Annotated in this window: 11 protein-coding genes and 1 tRNA gene; 3 read left to right on the top strand and 9 right to left on the bottom strand. The window is 61.5% G+C overall.

Features of this window, described 5'->3' with window-relative positions:
- Positions 1 to 8: 8 nt before the first annotated feature.
- Positions 9 to 566 carry a hypothetical protein gene (locus tag WBH99_RS01995; RefSeq protein ID WP_424218437.1) on the top strand — a complete coding sequence of 186 codons (558 nt, stop codon included), beginning with the start codon at positions 9 to 11 and terminating at the stop codon, positions 564 to 566.
- A 105-nt stretch (positions 567 to 671) separates the two neighbouring features.
- On the opposite strand, the gene WBH99_RS02000 is transcribed toward WBH99_RS01995, so the two are convergent.
- Complete coding sequence (locus WBH99_RS02000; RefSeq protein WP_424218438.1) at positions 672 to 2,825, bottom strand: ABC transporter substrate-binding protein; 2,154 nt, start codon at positions 2,823 to 2,825, stop codon at positions 672 to 674.
- A 112-nt stretch (positions 2,826 to 2,937) separates the two neighbouring features.
- On the opposite strand from WBH99_RS02000, the gene fabI reads away from it, so the two are divergent.
- Complete coding sequence (gene fabI / locus WBH99_RS02005; protein ID WP_424218439.1) at positions 2,938 to 3,735, top strand: enoyl-ACP reductase FabI; 798 nt, start codon at positions 2,938 to 2,940, stop codon at positions 3,733 to 3,735.
- Between the two features lie 92 nt (positions 3,736 to 3,827).
- Here the strand turns inward: fabI and WBH99_RS02010 are convergent, their stop codons facing one another.
- The 5 genes from WBH99_RS02010 to rluD form a co-directional block, all read right to left on the bottom strand.
- Positions 3,828 to 5,708 carry a SurA N-terminal domain-containing protein gene (locus tag WBH99_RS02010; RefSeq protein ID WP_424218440.1) on the bottom strand — a complete coding sequence of 627 codons (1,881 nt, stop codon included), beginning with the start codon at positions 5,706 to 5,708 and terminating at the stop codon, positions 3,828 to 3,830.
- 67 nt (positions 5,709 to 5,775) lie between these two features.
- Positions 5,776 to 5,852 (bottom strand) — tRNA-Asp (locus WBH99_RS02015).
- Positions 5,853 to 6,036: 184 nt separating this feature from the next.
- Complete coding sequence (locus WBH99_RS02020; protein ID WP_424218441.1) at positions 6,037 to 6,918, bottom strand: ZIP family metal transporter; 882 nt, start codon at positions 6,916 to 6,918, stop codon at positions 6,037 to 6,039.
- A gap of 28 nt (positions 6,919 to 6,946) precedes the next feature.
- Complete coding sequence (pgeF, locus tag WBH99_RS02025) at positions 6,947 to 7,696, bottom strand: peptidoglycan editing factor PgeF (protein ID WP_424218442.1); 750 nt, start codon at positions 7,694 to 7,696, stop codon at positions 6,947 to 6,949.
- Positions 7,689 to 8,636, bottom strand: coding sequence for a 23S rRNA pseudouridine(1911/1915/1917) synthase RluD (gene rluD, locus WBH99_RS02030; protein ID WP_424218443.1), 948 nt, complete (start codon positions 8,634 to 8,636; stop codon positions 7,689 to 7,691). Before rluD ends, pgeF begins: the two co-directional genes overlap by 8 nt.
- Positions 8,637 to 8,713: 77 nt before the next feature.
- Between rluD and WBH99_RS02035 the strand changes: the two genes are divergently transcribed.
- On the top strand, positions 8,714 to 9,508 hold the full coding sequence (locus tag WBH99_RS02035; RefSeq protein ID WP_424218444.1) for an outer membrane protein assembly factor BamD: 795 nt from the start codon (positions 8,714 to 8,716) through the stop codon (positions 9,506 to 9,508).
- 6 nt (positions 9,509 to 9,514) lie between these two features.
- Here the strand turns inward: WBH99_RS02035 and WBH99_RS02040 are convergent, their stop codons facing one another.
- From WBH99_RS02040 to WBH99_RS02050, 3 genes are all read right to left on the bottom strand, one after another.
- Complete coding sequence (locus WBH99_RS02040) at positions 9,515 to 11,920, bottom strand: protein kinase domain-containing protein (RefSeq protein WP_424218445.1); 2,406 nt, start codon at positions 11,918 to 11,920, stop codon at positions 9,515 to 9,517.
- A 64-nt stretch (positions 11,921 to 11,984) separates the two neighbouring features.
- A complete protein-coding gene (locus tag WBH99_RS02045) occupies positions 11,985 to 12,365 on the bottom strand; it encodes a DUF3293 domain-containing protein (RefSeq protein ID WP_424218446.1) in 381 nt (126 codons plus the stop codon).
- A 32-nt stretch (positions 12,366 to 12,397) separates the two neighbouring features.
- Positions 12,398 to 13,711 carry a DNA recombination protein RmuC gene (locus WBH99_RS02050; RefSeq protein WP_424218447.1) on the bottom strand — a complete coding sequence of 438 codons (1,314 nt, stop codon included), beginning with the start codon at positions 13,709 to 13,711 and terminating at the stop codon, positions 12,398 to 12,400.
- Between the last annotated feature and the right edge of the window lie 140 nt (positions 13,712 to 13,851).

Here is a 13,851-nt window from a genome sequence, read left to right on the forward strand (position 1 = left end):
AAGAAGCAATGCTGAACTTATCAGACGAACAGCTGCAAAACGCCAAAATCCTGCTGGCGCAGGTCAAGCAGGAAAGTGCCCATAACGGCGAATTACTGAAACTGATCCTGGCGGGGAGCCTGGAACTGGACTCCTGGCTCATCGGCCACCACCTCCTCCCCGCACTCCGGGAGCATGACTTCAAGGTTTTCAATTTCAGCCGCGTACCTGAAAACGGGGCTGAACGCAGGGTGAGCCTGGTTCCGTTTCCGGATAGCAGCGCCTTTGTGCGCGACGCATCCGGCAACTGGCTGGCGCTTGAACCACATGAGGCCATCAGCGAGATTGAATACATCGGCGCACGCTATGCCCCCGACAATCGCTGGTTTCATGGCTTCCAGGCCGACATCACCACCCGGGATTCCCCGCAGACGCCGATCACCCCCTTTGAACTGGCGACAACTTGGGAAAAGATAACCGGTACCAGACCGCGGGGCTTTAAGACCGGTCTGCTCGATCAGGTGGAAGCCTTCAGCCTCAATGCCATCGGCATGGCCATCAATCTCCCCATGAACCTGATGCTGTAGGCCACCGGGTATGATTTTCCCCTCCTCATCACAACCCACCGACGAGGTGGCGCTGCGCAGGTGGTCGCAGCAGGAGGATTTGCGAACCCCGATTTCCCCGGAAAATCAAAGTGCCGTGCGCCGCTCCCGCCGCCGGTAGAGCCAGGCGATGGGGGCCAGGAGCAACAGTACGCTGCCGAGGATCAGCAGCAGGGGCCAGCGTTCGGGGGGATTCCATGCGGCCCGGCGCTGCTCCCGGACCTGGTAGTCCAGGCGCTGATATTTGAGGGTGTTGTTGCCCACGTCGTTGGGCTTGCGGTTCTTGAGCCAGGCGTGGGTCAGGGTGTAGGTCTTGGGATGGAAAGCGTAGATCCAGGGGGCGTCGTGCTGCAGCAGGCGGTTCATCTCGCGGATCAGGGTGAGGCGTTCCGGAGTGTTTTCCATGGCCTTCATCTTCTGGAACAGGCGGTCGTAGGCCGGGTTGGCGTAGTTGGAGGAGTTTTCGCCCCCGTACTTGACCCGGCCTTCACTGCCCTGGAGCAGGAAGAAGAAATTTTCAGGGTCCGGATAGTCGGCGTTCCAGCCCAGGAAGTAGAGCTGCACCGCGCCTTTCCTGAGCTTGTCCTGGAAGCGGTTGAAGTCGGTGGCCCGCACCACCAGCTGGGCATCGATCTTCTGGAACTGGCGGGTGAGCCAGTCGAGCCGGGATTTTTCGCCCATGCCGCCGGAAGTGGTGTCCAGGTTGAGCACCAGCGCCTCGCCGGTGCGGGCGTTGCGGCCGTTGGGCCAGCCGGCTTCGGCGAGGAGGCGCCGGGCTTCTTCCACGGACTTGCGCCGCGGCTTGCCCTCGACCCAGTCATAGACGTAAGGGTTGAGCCCGGCCTCGCCCGCTTCAAAGCCGAAGATGCCGGGCGGTAGCGGGCTCATGGCGGGAATGCCGCGCCCGTTCATGAAGATGGAAATGTACTCTTCCTGGTCGATGGCAATGGAAATGGCCTGGCGCAGTTTGGCGGCTTCGAGGCTATCGCCACCCACTACCGGATCGAGCAGGTTGAAGCCCATGTAGAAGGTGGAGGGGCGCACCGAGGTGAGGAGCTGGATGCCTTTCTCCTGCATTTCCTCGGTCAGGCCCACCTCGCCCCCCACCTGGATGCGCACGGCCTGATCGAAGCTGTCGGAGCCGATGCCGGATGCATCGTAATAACCCTGGAGGAACTTGTTCCAGTAGGGAATCGCTTCCTTCTCCCGGGTAAACACGGCCTGGTCGATGAAGGGTAATGGCTTACCGCAGTCGGCCAGGAGGCCGGCGGCTTCGTCTTCCGGCTCCCCTTCGCAGGGATAGGTTTCGCCCTCGAAGTAGGGATTGCGGGTGAGCACCATGCGCCGGTTGGGGTCGTTCTCGGTGAGCATGTAGGGGCCGGTGCCCACCGGCCACCAGTCCAGGGTCAGGTTCTTTTCCGCCATGCCGGGCTGGCTGAAGAAGCGGTCCACCTCCCTCGGCACGGGCGCAAAGAAGGGCATGGCAAGCCAGTAGGCAAACTGGGGATAGCGGCCCTTGATGCGGATGCGCCAGGTGAGTTCATCCACCTGGCGCACGCCTTCCAGGGGAAAGGCATCGAGATCGAGCCAGTCCTGGTCCGGCCTGGCCTTGTAGGCGGCTTCCAGGGCCTCACCCAGTTCCTTCAGGCCGACGATCTTCTCGGCCATCATGCCGAAGATGGGGGAATGCAGCCGGGGGTGGGCCAGGCGCTTGATCTGGTAGATGTAGTCGTCCGCCCGCAGGGTGCGGCGGCCGCTCACGGGGAAATCGGCGATCCCGAATTTGTCTTTCAGCTCGGCCGGCGGCAGATTCAGATAGAGGGGCCGGCCGGCCTCATCCAGGGCGAAGGCCGGGTGCGGCTGATAGCGGATGCCGGGCTTCAACTTCAGTTCATAGACGCTCTCCGCCACCTGTTCCGCCGGGGCATCGGCGCCCAGGCGCCGGCCCTGGGCGTCGTAGAACTCCGGCTCGGGCAGCCGCTCGACGGTGGCGGGAATGAGGGTGTAGGGCCGTTTCAGGTAGTGGTATTGCAGGGGCGGCTGGTAGATCTGGGCCGTGAAGGTGATTTCGTCTTCGGTGTAGGACTGGGCCGGATCGAGGTGCTTGGGGCGCTCGGTGAAGGCGGTATAGAGAATGTTGGCGCCCGCTTCCCGCAGGGGATAGGGGTCGTTCCAGACTTCGCCGCAGGCGCAAAGGAGCAGCGCCAGGGCCGGCAACAGCAGTTTCAGGACATTACGCATGGGCGGCAGTTTAGCCCAAGCCCTGCGCCGGCGGCATGAATGCCTTGCAATGCAGCATGAAATTTGATGATTCCGCTATAATCATGCGGTTCGTCCTGACAGGGAGTTACAAATGGGCTTTCTCGCCGACAAGAAAATTCTGATCACCGGTCTGCTGTCCAAGCATTCCATCGCCTATGGCATTGCCAAGGCTTGCCACCGGGAAGGTGCCCAACTGGCCTTTACGTTCCAGAGCGAGCGCTTCGAGGAACGGGTGCGCAAGTTCGCCAATGAGTTCGACAGCGATCTGGTGCTGCCCTGCGATGTCGCCAGCGACGAGCAGATCGAGGCACTGTTTACCCACCTGGCCCAACATTGGGAGGGCCTCGATGGCCTCGTGCATTCGATTGCCTACGCCCCTTCCGATTCCATCGAAGGGGATTTCCTCGAAGGCCTGTCGCGGGAATCCTTCCGCATTGCCCACGAGATTTCCTCCTACAGCTACCCGGCGCTGGCCAAGGCGGCCCGCCCCATGATGAAAGGCCGCAAGGCCGCCTTGCTCGCCCTCTCCTATCTGGGCGCCGAGCGCACCATGCCCAACTACAACACCATGGGCCTGGCCAAGGCCAGCCTCGAAGCCGCCACCCGCTACCTGGCCTTCTGCCTGGGGCCCGAGGGCATCCGCGCCAATTCCATCTCCGCCGGCCCGATCAAGACCGTGGCGGCGTCCGGCATCGGCAACTTCAGCAAGCTGCTGGCTTACAACGCGCACCATGCCCCCCTGCGCCGCAACGTGACGATCGAGGAAGTGGGCAATGCCGCCGCCTTCATGCTCTCCGACCTGGCCAGCGGCATTACCGGTGAAATTCTCTATGTGGATGGCGGCATGCACTCCACCGCCCTGGGCAACACCGACCCCTTGCCCGTCTGATCCTTCCGGTCCGCAGGCACAAAAAAACCGACTGTTCAGGTCGGCTTTTTTACGCCCCGGCCCCTGGGAGACCGGAAAGGGAGACCGGAGGCTTACTCCTTCGCGGCGAGAGCTTCCTTGTTGATATCCACCTTGTAACGCTGGCGCAGGGCCGCCATATAGGCTTGCACCTGGGCATTGGCTTCCAGGCTGGTCAGTTGCTCCTCCAGGGCTGCCTTCACATTGGCATCCACCTGGGCGCTTTCCACCTTGACTACCTTGTAGAGCCCATAACCCACGCCGGGCAATTCGACCCCCGTGTAGGCCGGGAGTGCCTTGGCATCGACCTGGAACACCGCCGTCAGGGCAGGTGCGGCCAATTTTCCGGGCGCCATGCGGGAAACGCTCTGGCTCGCACTCCAGGCCACGGACTCCTGCTTGCCGGCCTTGAGCGCAGCCAGCTTCTCTGCCCCCTGGCTGACGGCCAGGGCCAATGCTTTTTCCTGCTTCAAGCGGGCCTCGATCTCATCCTTCACCGCCTCCAGGGGCCGCAGTGCAGCGGGCTTGTGTTCCAGCAGGCGGGCAGAAACCAGGGTGCCGGGCGCCACTTCCACCGCCGCGGTGTTGCGGCCGTTCTTGACGACCTCGTCACCAAACAGGGCTTCCAGCAGCTTGGGATGATTCAGGATGCCGTCGGCCTTCTGGCGGGTGATCCAGCCGGATTGCTGGATAGGCAGCTTGTACTGCTCGGCAGCCGGTTTGAGGCTGTCGGACTGTTCATAGACCAGATTGGCGAAGTTCTCGGCCGCTTCAGCAAACTGGCGGGCAGCGCTCTGGCGCTTCAGATCGGCTTCGATCTGGCCCTTTACTTCGGCAAAGGGCTTCACCTGGGCTGCCTTGATGCCGGTCAGCTTGATGATATGAAAGCCAAAGTCGCTTTCGACCAGGTCGGACATTTCGCCTTCCTTGAGAGCGAAGGCGGCGTCTTCAAAGGGTTTCACCATCATGCCTTTGGTAAAGAAGCCCAGATCGCCCCCCTTGCTGGCGGAACCCGGGTCCTGGGAATGCTTTTTGGCCAGTTCGGCAAACCGCTCGGGGTTCTTCTTCAGCTCGGCCAGCAAGGCCTCGGCATCGGCCTTCACCTTGGCCTTCACCTCGGCCTTGTCGCCGCTGCCGGTGGTCAGCAGGATATGGCTGGCACGACGCTCTTCGGGCTGGCTGTACTGGTCCTTGTGGCTGTCGTACCAGGCCTTGATCTCGGCCTCGCTCACCCTGGCCTCCAGCTTGTCCTGGGAGAGCACCACATATTCCACCCGCAATTGCTCGGGAATACTGAAGCGGGCACTGTTCTCTTCGTAATGGCGCTGCACATCCGCCGCATCGACCTTCACCTGCCCGGCCAGGGACTGCCAGGGAATCAGGGCTTCTTGAACCTGGCGGGTTTCGGCCTGCAGGCCCACCACGCGATCCGCCACGGTACGCGCCACAAAGGCCGATTCGCCCACGGCGCCGATCAGGGCCTGGAGGGCCATGTCGCGCCGCAACTGGGCTTCGAAACCGGCGGGGTTCATGCCCTGGGAGGCCAGCACGGTCTCATAGCGCTGCCTGGAAAAACGGCCCTCTTCCTGGAAGGCGGGAATGCTGGCGATCATCTCCTGCAGCGCCTGAACGCTGACGCCGAGGCGCATCCGGTTCACTTCCTGGAGCAGCAGCTGCTGGTCCACCAGACCGTTCAGAACGCTCTCCCGGATGGCCGGGGAATCCAGCAGCTTCGCATCCACGCCCGGAAACTGGGCGCGCATCCGGGTCTGCTGCTCACGCATGGCTTGCTGGAACTGGTTCAGGGTGATCTTCTCATCCCCCACTTTGGCCACCTCTCTGGCACCGCCATCTTTGTCCATGTAGGAACCCAGGCCCCACATGGCAAAAGGGACCATGATCAACAGCAAGAAGACCTGGACGATGCGTTTGTTGTTACGGACGGCGTCAAACATGGCGGGATTTTCGACTGTAGTTGATGAAACGGAAAAGGCGAACCGGGTTCGCCTTTTCTGGAAGTTCTGGCGGAGCGGACGGGACTCGAACCCGCGACCCCCGGCGTGACAGGCCGGTATTCTAACCAACTGAACTACCGCTCCGCAGCTAGAGGCCGGATACTACCACAGTCTCACCACCGGCCACACCAGCCGGCAACGGCACAAGATCGCAGGAGGCCGACATCCGGAATGTGGAATACGGAATGCGGATAGAGCGACAAGCCGGGGCCGCGGGCCAACCCAGGGATCGAGCCCCCAGCACCCGGAACCCCAAACGGGGCACGACTCAATGACGCGGCAAGGCTTCCCTGGCCGGCCCGCCCGCCTCGGGCAGGCTTGCTTCCTGATGGAAACCCGGCGGCTCATGAGCCGCATGACCATGCTCCTGGGCGTCATGGTCGTGATCAAACACACTCTGGGTCAGGGCAATGGTGGCGACCCCCAGGCCAATCAGCAGCACCTGCATGAGGGTAGCCCGCAGTTCGGTGCGCTTGTGCAGGCCGGGAATCAGGTCCGCCACGGCCACATAAATCATGCTGGCGGCGGCCACCGCAAGCAGGTAGGGAATCCAGGAGGTCAGGGATGACAGGGCAAAATAGGCCAGCAAGCCGCCCACCAAGGTGGCAAAACTGGAGAGCAGATTGAAGATCAGCGCCTTCTTTTTGCTGTAGCCGGAATGGCACAGCACCATGTAATCCCCCAGTTCCTGGGGAATCTCATGAGCAATGATGGCCACGGCCGTAACAATGCCCAACTGGGCATCCTGCATGAAGGCTGCCGCGATCAGGATGCCATCGACAAAATTGTGAAAGGTGTCTCCTACCAGGATCATCAGGCCCGAGCGGCCATGATCATGGGTGGGAGCATGGGCCTCATGGGCTTCGCAATGATCGTGATGGCAATGGCGCCAGAGCACCAGTTTTTCCAGCACGAAGAACCCCAGGATGCCGGCAAGAATGGAGGCTGCCACCCGGGCCGGGTCTCCCACACCGGCAAAGGCATGGGGAATGACTTCGAGAAAGGCAGCCCCGAGCAGGGCGCCGATGGCGTATGAAACCAGCAGGGAAAGCCGCCCTGCCCCCACCAGATTTCCCAGCAGCGCCGCAGCCAGTACGCTGATGCCACCACCCAGGATGCTGCTGAAGATGATCCAGTTCAGAGTACTCACGGAATTCCCGACCCAAAAGGGGAGCGGATTATACGTCTTCGAGCCAGATCAGACTAGCCATCCTCCCTGTGCGCCCATCCCGGCGGTAAGAGAAGAAAGCCTCGGAATCCCGATAGGTACAGCCGCTCCCCCCTTGTACCGACTGCAAGCCACAGGCCGCCAAGCGCTGCCGCGCCAGGCCCTGGAGATCAGCCCAGTACCGGCCCGCTGCTCCGGCCCAAAAGCAGCTTGCCGAAGCCGCATCCCGGGCCAGGAACGCGGCCCGGACCTCTGCCCCCACCTCAAAAGCCTCAGCCCCGATGGCAGGCCCCAGCCAGGCCAGGATTTCCGCCCCGGCAATCCCCATGGCGGTCACCGTGTTTTCCAGGATGCCGGCCAGCAATCCCCGCCAGCCTGCGTGGGCGGCCGCGACGACGGTCCCGGCCCGGTCACAGAACAAGACCGGCAGGCAATCTGCCGTCATCACCGCACAGACCTGGCCCGGGCTCCGGCTGACGACACCATCCGCTTCCCAAGGTCCCTCTTCCCTTGGTCCCTCTTTATCGGCCGGCAATTCCAGCACCCGGGTGCCATGCACCTGCGCCAGCCAGACCGGGGTGCCAGGCAAGTGCGGCGCCAGCAGTGCGCGGTTGGCGGCTACCGCTTCGGCCGCGTCCCCGACATGGTCGCCCAGATTGAAGCTATCGTAAGGCGGCAAACTGACACCGCCTTGCCGGGTGGTCTGCAAACAGCGCACCCGGCGCGGGGCGGGCCATTCCGGAACGATGAACTCAGGCATCCTGCAATGCGGCAATGAGCCGCACCATGTCGTCAGGCAAGGTGATTTCCCAGGACAGGGATTCGCCGCTGGCCGGATGCAGCAACCCCAGCCGGGCGGCATGGAGCGCCTGCCGGGTAAAGGCGGGCAGACTTTCCACGCTGCGGCCATAGACGGGATCGCCGAGCAGGGGATGCCCCAGGGCGGCCATGTGCACCCGGATCTGGTGGGTTCGCCCGGTTTCCAGACGGCAGCAGACCAGGGTTGCCCCGGCATAGCGGGCCTGGACGCGGTAATGGGTGATGGCGGGCTTGCCCCCCGGCACTACCGCCATTTTGGTGCGCTGTACCGGATGCCGGCCAACAGGAGCCTCCACGGTGCCCTTGCCGCGCAACTCACCGATGGTCACCGCAAAATATTCCCGCTTCACGGTTCTGGCCTGCAACTGCCGGACCAGGTCGGTCTGGGACTCCAGGGTCTTGGCAACCACCAGCAAGCCGCTGGTATCCTTGTCCAGCCGATGCACGATACCCGCCCGGGGAACACCGGCCAGCTTCGGATCATGGTGCAGCAGGGCATTCATCAGGGTGCCGCTCCAGTTGCCACTGCCCGGGTGCACCACCATGCCGGCCGGCTTGTTGATGACCATCAGCATCTCGTCTTCGTACACCACGTCCAGGGCAATGTCTTCCGGCGTCTGGGCCAGCATTTCCTGGTCCGGCAGTGCCATCAGCAGCACGGACTCGCCGCCCCTCACCTTGCGCTTGGTCTCCAGTTCCGCCACGCCGTCCACCAGAACCTGGCCCGCCTTGATCCAGCCCTGCAGGCGATTACGTGAATACTGGGGCAGCAGCATTGCCAGAACCTGATCGAGACGCCGTCCTGCTTCTGCTTCGGGAACCCACAAACCGTCTTCCGGGCTTGGGCTATAATCTTCGGGGTTTTCTTGAGGAATGTTCATATATGCGAAGTGTAGCCGGGCTTGGGCCCAACAAGTTGGCCCGCGAAATTTCTTCTCGCCATTTTCCCGGGAAGTGGATGGCTCCGGCCCGGCGCATGGTCCTGGTGCTCTCGCTTACCTGGCTGGGCGGCTGCAGCCTGTTGCCGGAACAGATCGACATGACGGCCGGCTGGTCTGCCAGCAAGCTGTATTCTGAAGCCAAATCGGCCATGAGCGACAATAACTGGGAAGAAGCCATCAAGATGTACCAGAAGCTGGAATCCCGTTACCCCTACGGCCGCTTCGCCCAGCAAGCCCAGATGGAAGTGGCCTATGCCTACTGGAAGGATGGGGATGCGGCCTCCGCCCTGGCGGCCTGTGACCGCTTCATCAAGCTGCACCCCAATCACCCCAATGTGGATTACATGTACTACCTGAAGGGCCTGGTGACCTTCAATGAAGACCTGGGCTTCATGGGTTATCTGAATACCCAGGACCAGTCGGAACGAGACCCCAAGTCGGCCAGGGAATCCTTTGAAACCTTCAAGGAACTGGTGCAACGCCTCCCCAACAGCAAATACACCCCGGACGCCATCCTGCGCATGAACTATCTGGTCAATGCCCTGGCGGCGCACGAAGTGCATGTGGCGCGCTACTACATCAAGCGAGGGGCTTACGTGGCGGCCGCCAATCGCACCCAGTTCGTCATCAAGAACTATCCCAACACTCCCTCCCAGGAAGAAGCGCTGTACATTCTGGTGGTGGCCTACGACAAGATGGGCATGGAGCCCCTGCGGGCCGACGCGGAACGGACCATGCGCCTCAACTACCCCAACAGCGCCTATTACACCCAGGGACTGGAAAAGAAAAAGCCCTGGTGGCAGGTTTTCTGAGCAGGCTCAGTTGACCTGCTTGATGGCCAGAACGGCCTGATTGCGCAGGGTACGCAACAAAGACAACTCCTTCTCGGAAATTTCGATCCCCCCAGCTTCGTCCCGGTCGGCATAGATCAGGGCAACCGGGTTGGTCTTGATATTGAGGGGCAGCACCACAAAAGTCTTCGAGGCAAGCAGTTTTCGATACCAATCGGGGATGCGGCTGGCGATCTTGGGATCATCGACATCACTGATCAGGATATCCACCCCCTTGGAGGTGGCCGCATGAAAAATGTCGGGGGTAAAGCTCAAGGTGAAGCGAAACTGCCTGGCAAGCTCGGTGCTCTCCGGTCCGAAACCAAAACGGCCCTGCATCACATTGTGCCGGGCATCCTTGATGCAGAGGATCACCCGCTTGAAACCCATGGCCCGATACATGGTTTCCAGGATGATGCGCAGAATGTCGTTGAGCTTGAAACCTTCCACCAGTGAATTGCTGATGTCCTGAATCCCGGCGGTCAGGATTTCCTGGGCATCCGCGGATTTCCTGCCTTCCTCGCCAAAGCTGCCAGTATCCAGCCCCAGCAGATTATCGCCCCCCAGCACCGCCTCCCCCAAGGAGCTATCGCCCGCATCGTCCCCTGCCGCGCTTTCCTCCGCCGGGGCGGCAATTCCGGCGATGCCAAGCCTCTTCAACTGTCGGCCAAACTGGGTTTGTTGCAAATTGACGCGGATGATGCGGGCAAATTCGCGGATTTCCTCCACCGCCGTTTCAATGGTCTGCTTGAGCTCCTGTTCGCTCAGGGCAAGCGAAGCACCAAAACGGCTGGAAACCTTGCGCAGTTCCTTCTCCAGGCCCTCGACCGAAGCACTCAGCAGCACATTGCAGATTTCATTGGAGAAAGCGGAAAGGACCTGCATCCGGTCATCCGGGGTAAGCGGTTTGCGCACCGGCCCGCTCGGCAGGCGACGCATGCTATTGACGATCAGGCCGGGAAAGCCCCAGCTTCTGGCAATGCCGATTCCGAGATCCTCGAAATTGACTCCCAGCACCTGCAGGGCCGCCACCGCTTCCGGAACCTCCTTTTGCGCGACCAACTTGCGAATTTCTTCGCTTTCCTCGGGCAGGTAATACTGGGACAAAAGTCGCCCCAGATTGTGGAACATGGCACAGATGAAGGGTTGCTCCTGTTCCATGTTCTGCTGCTTTGAAGCAATGCCCCTGGCCAACAAGGCGGCCATGTTGGCGCGCAGGAACTCTTCCTTGAGTTGATTGGCATTGCTCTTGTTTTGCAGATGCTCGAAAAGCAGCACCGTCACGGTAATATTGCGCACGGCATCAAAGCCGAGCACGATCACGGCCCGGGACACCGTGCTGATATTGCCCCCTCCCGCCTGACGGAAATGGGCGGAATTCACCAGGCGTAGAATCTTGTTGGTGAGGGAAAAGTCCTTGAGAATGGAACTGGAGAGCCGCGCAACACTCTCGGTTTCGCTGGAGGCGATCTTGTTGATGGCGCCGACGGATTCCGACAGGGCCGGGAAATCTCCCTTGTGGCGGAGGCGCCGCAACAGGAAATCCACCGTGCTTTGCAGATGGCTCCCCTGACCGTTGTCTTCCCCTTCAGGCGCCAGATAGCCTTCCAGAGCCTGGAGAAATTGTGCCACCGTTGAATAACGGTTTTCCGGCAAGCGGGCGGTGGCTTTCATCAGGATGTCGCCCAGCCTGTCATCGATCGTCACGGAACCGTCACCGGGAAGCCTGACGCTCTCGTTGGCGATCTGGTTCATGATCTGATGAAGGTTTTCCCCCTGGATGGCCCGCCGCCCGCTCAGCATTTCGAACAGGATCAGCCCCGCTGCAAAAACATCGGTCTGCGCGCTGATGACCCGGCTGGAAATGTATTCGGGGGCCATGTAGGCCGGGGTGCCGGACAACTCCTGCTGGCCGGTGCTGCCCCCTGCCACATGGGTGGCGATGCCAAAATCCATGACCCGGGGCGCACCGCTTTCATCCATCAGGATATTGCTGGGCTTCAGGTCCCGGTGAATCAGCCCGTGGGAGTGGGCATGGGCAACGGCCTCCAGGATGCTGACCATGAGGGTGGCCCCCTTGACGGCCGGCAGAGCCCCCTGGCGCCGCAGATGCAGGCCCAGGTTTTCTCCGGGCACGTATTCGAAGACCAGGAAAATGTCCCCGTCTTCTTCTCCCGCCTCATAAATGGGAACGATACCGGCATGGCGCAGTTTGCTGACCATCCGGGCTTCGGCCAGGAGCGCAGCATTCTGTTGTGGATCGGGCTGGCTGAAATGCAGGGTCTTGACGGCGACTTCCCGCTCAAGCTGCGGGTCAAAGGCCAGATAGACCACACTCTGCGCACCCCGACCCAGTTCCCGGATCACTTCGAATCGTCCGATTTTTTTTGTCATTTTGAAAGCCATGCCCAGGCAATTGAACCAACGCTACCTTCCTGAAGGTATTACAGAATTCCTGCTAAATCCACAACAATTCCGCAGGCAGATCATTTTCTCCGGCCAGAAAGGCATTTTGTTCAAACAGAAGCGCCGCTTCACGCCCTTCCTGCCGGGATGAACCAGGGACGAAAATCGTGCATTCCAGGGGCCAGCCACCTGAACAGGAATGATTCTCACCCGAAAAAATGATGTGTCCGCGATCCAGCAGGTATTTCTTCAACTTTTCCTGTCGCGCCCGGTTCTCTTCCCGGGGTAGCAAGCGCGAACCAGGATTCCAGGCGGTCAGCAGGCACCAGCAGGAAAACCCGGCCTGGCGCAGGCAGGCATCGAGTTGCGGCTGCCGCTCCCCCACCCGCAACTCCAGCGTGCCGCAGGGCAAGGCGATCCGGTAACGCGTCATCCGGTAAGCCCGGTCCAATTCCTCGGTAAAGCTCAGCTTTCCTCCTCCAGCAGATCGGCCACCCCGATCAAGCGGGCTGATTCGCTCACCGGCAGTGCCTCCACCGTGCTGAGCTGTCGTGCGAGTACCCGGGTCCGGGTTTCCGCCTTGCCAATGCTGTTGCTGGCTTCATCGAGTTTCTTGCGGGTATGGGCCAGTGCTTCGCCAAACTTGCTGAATTCCGTCTTCACCGCGCCCAGCACGGCCCAGACTTCGGCTGAATGACGTTCGATGGCCAGGGTGCGAAAACCCATCTGCAAACTGTTGATCATGGCCGCCAGGGTCGTCGGCCCCGCCAGACTCACCCGCCACTCCCGCTGCAAGGTGTCGGCCAGGCCAGGGCGTCGCAACACCTCGGCGTACAAGCTCTCGATGGGCAGATAAAGGATGGCAAAATCCGTGGTGTGGGGCGGCGCCACATATTTTTCCCGGATCGTCCGGGCCTCCAGCTTCAGACGCACCTCGATGGCCCGGGCCGCCTCTTCCTGGGCAACTGGGTCGCCCCGGTCCTGGGCCTCCTGAAGCCGCTGGTAATCTTCCAGAGGAAACTTGGCGTCGATGGGCAACCACACCGGACTATCATCCTGCTGCCCCGGCAGCCGGATGGCGAATTCGACCCGCTCATTACTGCCCGGCCGGGTGATGACGTTGCAGGCATATTGCTCGGCAGTCAGCAGTTGTTCCAGCAAGTTGGCCAACTGCAGCTCGCCCCATGACCCCCGGGTCTTCACATTGACCAGTACCCGCTTCAGATCCCCCACCCCGGTCGCCAGGGACTGCATGGCGCCCAGGCCGCGATGCACCTGTTCTAGCCGCTCACTGACCAGCTTGAAGGATTCTCCCAGGCGCTGCTCCAGGGTGGCATGGAGTTTCTCGTTCACCGTGCACCGCATTTCCTCCAGCTTGCCGGCATTGTCAGCCTGCATGGCCTGGAGGCGGGATTCCACGGTCCCCCGCAACTGCACGAAACGCTCATCGAGCCCTTGGGAAAAGCGGCTCAGTTCCCGGGCAAAAGCTTCCAGGCGATCGCTCTGCAACTGCCCTAGTTGTCCTACGTGCTGCCCCAGCGTTTGAGCCAGCTGCGCCCCGGCACGGGCCCGCTCCTCCCGCTCCCGGAAAGCGGCTTCGGCAGCCTCCTTGCGGCCCTGAGCCCATTGCTCACGCTGCTCCCGCCCGAGTCGTTCCAGAGCGATTTCCAGGGCCTGGCAAAAGGCCGCCTGGTCATGCCCCTGGCGCCGTCCCTGCCAGACGAAGAAAAGCAACAGCAACTGCAGCAGGAGCACGGCGAGAAGAAGGTAATCACTCACAAATATATCCCGGTCATGGAGCCCGCCATTTTACGCCGGGCACGCGGCTTGAACACGCCAAATCAAGACCAGCCCGGCCCCTGAAAATCCGGCTTGTGAACCCAGGCAAGGCAGCCTGATGCTGATTGGCAAAATAGCGG

Origin of the sequence: Azovibrio sp. (assembly GCF_049658005.1) — a bacterium.
Lineage (GTDB): Bacteria > Pseudomonadota > Gammaproteobacteria > Burkholderiales > Rhodocyclaceae > Azovibrio.

Bases quoted from the DNA above. Each gene is read 5' to 3' on its own strand.
- WBH99_RS01995 (WP_424218437.1), top strand. From the start codon at position 9: ATGCTGAACTTATCAGACGAACAGCTGCAAAACGCCAAAATCCTGCTG.
- WBH99_RS02000 (WP_424218438.1), bottom strand. From the start codon at position 2,825: ATGCGTAATGTCCTGAAACTGCTGTTGCCGGCCCTGGCGCTGCTCCTT.
- fabI (WP_424218439.1), top strand. From the start codon at position 2,938: ATGGGCTTTCTCGCCGACAAGAAAATTCTGATCACCGGTCTGCTGTCC.
- WBH99_RS02010 (WP_424218440.1), bottom strand. From the start codon at position 5,708: ATGTTTGACGCCGTCCGTAACAACAAACGCATCGTCCAGGTCTTCTTG.
- pgeF (WP_424218442.1), bottom strand. From the start codon at position 7,696: ATGCCTGAGTTCATCGTTCCGGAATGGCCCGCCCCGCGCCGGGTGCGC.
- rluD (WP_424218443.1), bottom strand. From the start codon at position 8,636: ATGAACATTCCTCAAGAAAACCCCGAAGATTATAGCCCAAGCCCGGAA.
- WBH99_RS02035 (WP_424218444.1), top strand. From the start codon at position 8,714: ATGGCTCCGGCCCGGCGCATGGTCCTGGTGCTCTCGCTTACCTGGCTG.
- WBH99_RS02040 (WP_424218445.1), bottom strand. From the start codon at position 11,920: ATGACAAAAAAAATCGGACGATTCGAAGTGATCCGGGAACTGGGTCGG.
- WBH99_RS02045 (WP_424218446.1), bottom strand. From the start codon at position 12,365: ATGACGCGTTACCGGATCGCCTTGCCCTGCGGCACGCTGGAGTTGCGG.